At 49.8% G+C, this 3801-nt stretch carries 5 protein-coding genes; all 5 read left to right on the top strand.

From position 1 onward, the window contains the following. The first annotated feature begins 306 nt into the window (after positions 1 to 306). Positions 307 to 741 (top strand): low molecular weight protein arginine phosphatase, encoded by a 435-nt coding sequence (locus ON064_RS17580; protein WP_274625790.1) that lies wholly within the window; start codon positions 307 to 309, stop codon positions 739 to 741. Positions 742 to 938: 197 nt separating this feature from the next. Then, entirely contained in the window at positions 939 to 1376 is a 438-nt protein-coding gene (gene rpiB / locus ON064_RS17585; protein WP_058382957.1) for a ribose 5-phosphate isomerase B, read from the top strand. A 12-nt stretch (positions 1377 to 1388) separates the two neighbouring features. Next, positions 1389 to 1973 carry a TIGR01440 family protein gene (locus ON064_RS17590; protein ID WP_058382958.1) on the top strand — a complete coding sequence of 195 codons (585 nt, stop codon included), beginning with the start codon at positions 1389 to 1391 and terminating at the stop codon, positions 1971 to 1973. Beyond that, the gene (locus ON064_RS17595) at positions 1960 to 3195 is read left to right on the top strand and encodes a serine hydroxymethyltransferase (protein WP_274625791.1); all 1236 of its coding nucleotides are present in this window, start codon (positions 1960 to 1962) and stop codon (positions 3193 to 3195) included. The genes ON064_RS17590 and ON064_RS17595 overlap by 14 nt, the downstream gene beginning before the upstream one ends. 101 nt (positions 3196 to 3296) lie before the next feature. Next, positions 3297 to 3801: PAS domain-containing protein (locus tag ON064_RS17600; protein WP_274625792.1), on the top strand; the 505-nt coding region annotated here is incomplete at its 3' end.

Raw genomic sequence — 3801 nt, forward strand, 5'->3', positions numbered from 1 at the left:
AGGCCAGCCCCAAGCGGGAGGCGACTGCTTCACGAAGAGAAGATCAATTAACAATCCATTTCACTCTCAAGTCCAGCTAAGCGACGATACCAGCGGATGAACCCAATCAATAGCGATACTTCCTCGAACACAACATCCTCGCTATCAAGTCCAGCTCTCCACAACGACTCTATACATGATGACTCAAACCGCATCCATACAATAGCTTGATAAAATGCGGTATAATAATAGGTAGACACACGCTATCTGGAGAGTTCACTGAACGCAAGAGATGGTGACACAGAAGCTTGGACAAGGGGGTATTGGATGAAGATTTTATTCGTCTGCACGGGAAATACGTGCCGCAGCCCGATGGCGGAAGCGATTGTGCACACCCGTAAAATTGAAGGCATGGAAGCCCGCTCTGCGGGAATCTATGCGGGGCAAGCACCGCTTTCAGGCAATGCGCGTAAAGTTCTGAACGAACAGTCCATTGAATTTAAGCATATCTCGAAGCCGCTGGACCCGCGCGATGTGGAATGGGCGGAGCTGATCTTGACGATGACTTATTCGCATAAGATGACGCTCATGCAATACTATCCCGAAGTAGCGACAAAGCTGCACACGGTGAAGGAATTTGCGGAAGGTTCGACTGGCGATGTCAGCGATCCATATGGCGGTTCCTTGGCTGATTACCGCAAGACGTATCAAGAGTTGGAACAATTGATCGACAAGATGGCAAAGCAATTAGACACCACGTAACTGAAACGAGCTGTCCAAGAGCATAAATGCATGTGCTTCAGGACAGCTCTTTTCGATTGCCGGACGCGAGGATTTCAGTTGCAGAAAGCAGGCGTGAGGAAGTAACATGGAACTGTTCAAAAATGTTAGAATTAAATAAAAGCGGCGGCGCTGATTTCAGAACTGTCCGCTAAATGAAAACGAAAAGAGGGTTAATCATGAGAATAGCAATTTCATCAGACCACGGCGGCAATAATCTGCGCAAGGAGATTGTCAACCTATTGAACGAGCTGGGCATTGAATACAAAGACTTCGGGCCGCAAACGGACGACTCTGTCGACTACCCGGATTATGCACAACCGGTAGCGGAAGGTGTCGCCAGCGGAGAATTTGATAAAGGCATTTTGATTTGCGGGACAGGGATCGGCATGTCGATTTCCGCCAATAAAGTAAAAGGCATCCGCTGCGCGCTTGTCCATGATGTATTCAGCGCGAAAGCGACGCGTGAGCATAACGATTCGAATGTCTTGGCGATGGGCGAGCGTGTCATCGGGCCAGGACTTGCGAAAGAAATTGCGAAAACATGGCTGACGACTGATTTTGAAGGCGGCCGCCACGAAAACCGCGTACAGAAAATCAGCGCACTCGAAAACTAAGGAGGAGTAAGCATGCAAAGCTTATGGCAGTTGCAGCTTGAAGAGGTTCTCAGCGAATTGGAGCAACAGATTGCATTCAAGGAAGGCCAACTATTCGTCGTCGGCTGTTCGACTTCTGAAGTGGCCGGCGAGCGCATCGGCACAGGCGGCGGGCTTGATATTGCGGAAAGCCTGTTCGAACCGCTGCGCGTGTTTGCGGAACGGCATGGATTGTTTCTGGCATTTCAAGGCTGTGAGCATATTAACCGCGCGCTGACCATTGAGCGGGCAGCTGCCGAACGCTACGGCTTGGAGCCGGTATCGGTGGTGCCGGTAGCAAAAGCCGGCGGGTCGATGAGTGCTTACGCCTTCATGAATATGAGTGACCCGGTCGTCGTCGAGGAAATTGCTGCTCACGCCGGAGTGGACATCGGGCAGACGATGATCGGCATGCATTTAAAAAGAGTCGCCGTTCCGGTGCGGACTTCTGTTAAACTAATAGGGGAAGCGATCGTATCAAGTGCGACGACACGGCCGAAATTGATCGGCGGCGTCCGTGCGAGCTATGATCGCCAGGTTCTTCAATCACGGGAGGGAAAGACAGATGGAATTGATTAAGGCGCAGGATCAGGCAGTATATGAAGCAATGAACGCGGAAAAAGAACGCCAAGAAGCGAATATCGAATTGATCGCATCGGAAAACTTTGTATCCCAGGCAGTTATGGATGCACAAGGGTCCGTGTTGACCAATAAATACGCAGAAGGCTATCCGGGCAAACGCTATTACGGCGGTTGTGAATTTGTAGATGTAGTGGAAAATATCGCACGCGACCGCTTGAAAGAAATTTTTGGCGCAGAGCATGCAAACGTCCAGCCTCACTCCGGTTCACAGGCGAACATGGCTGTGTACACAGCGATGCTTGAACAAGGCGATACAGTTCTTGGCATGAACTTGAACCACGGCGGGCATTTGACACACGGCAGCAAAGTCAACTTCAGCGGCATGCAGTATAATTTCGTCGAATACGGCGTCGATAAAGATACGCAATTGCTCGATTACGAAGCAGTTCGCCAGGCAGCTCTTGAGCACAAGCCGAAAATGATCGTTGCCGGCGCAAGTGCCTATTCCCGCACATTGGATTTCGCGAAATTCCGTGAAATCGCTGATGAAGTCGGTGCATACTTGATGGTCGACATGGCGCATATCGCAGGGCTTGTCGCAACCGGTGCACATCCGAATCCAGTGCCTCATGCACATTTTGTTACTTCCACTACCCATAAAACATTGCGCGGCCCTCGTGGCGGCTTGATTCTTTGCAAAGAAGAATTTGCGAAGAAAATTGATAAAATCATTTTCCCAGGCATCCAGGGCGGCCCGTTGATGCACGTTATCGCAGCAAAAGCTGTCGCATTCGGCGAAGCCCAGCAGCCTGAGTTCACCGATTACATCGACCAGGTGGTCAAGAATGCGAACGTCTTGGCTGATAGCTTAACAGCTGAAGGCGTCAACATCGTTTCCGGCGGAACAGACAACCACTTGTTGCTGCTTGATCTCCGTTCACTCAACTTGACGGGGAAAGTCGCGGAACATGTGTTGGATGAAGTCGGCATCACGACCAATAAAAACACCATCCCGTTCGATCCGGAAAGCCCATTTGTCACATCCGGCATCCGTCTCGGCACAGCAGCCGTCACATCCCGTGGCTTCAAAGAAGAAGAAATGAAGGAAATCGCTTCGATCATGGCGCTTCTCTTGAAAAATCCGGAAGATGAAGCTGTGAAGAAGGAAGCGGCTGACCGTACAGCGAAATTAACAGCTGCCCATCCTTTATATAAATAAGCAGCTGGCTATTTAGATGAATATAGAAATGAATAAAGCCGCCGCATGCATTGGCGGCTTTTTTTCACCATACATAATGAGAAAAACTGGGAGGGACGCGTATGCATCAATATGAAATCCAGGAAGACCGGAAAGTGATTATAGATTGGCTGCGCCGTCTCGGGATCGAATTCCACACGAGTTTTGTCGTCGTGAACCCGGAAATTTCCGAACACCCTATTGCCTATGCGAATGAAGCGTTTTTTGAAATGACTGGGTATACCGAAGAGGAAGTTATCGGAAGAAACGGTAAATTCCTCCATGGTACGAAAACCGATGCCAATACCGGCAGCCAAATCCGTGAAGCAACGGCATCCGCCCAGCCTGGCATTTTTGAAATCGTCAATTACCGAAAAGACGGAACGCCTTTCTGGAATGAAATCACGGTGCAACCTTTGGCGTTCCCGGAAAAATCACTGCGTTATATCCTAATGCTCCAACGGGATATCAGTGACCGTCGGCGTGCGGAGACTTTGATTGATTTGCAGAAAGAAACATACAAAGGCATTGAAAAAGGGCATGTGCTCGGAATGCTGCTGCAGAACATCTGTGAAACGGCTGAATCGT

Origin of the sequence: Planococcus sp. A6 (genome assembly GCF_028823615.1) — a bacterium.
Classification (GTDB): domain Bacteria; phylum Bacillota; class Bacilli; order Bacillales_A; family Planococcaceae; genus Planococcus.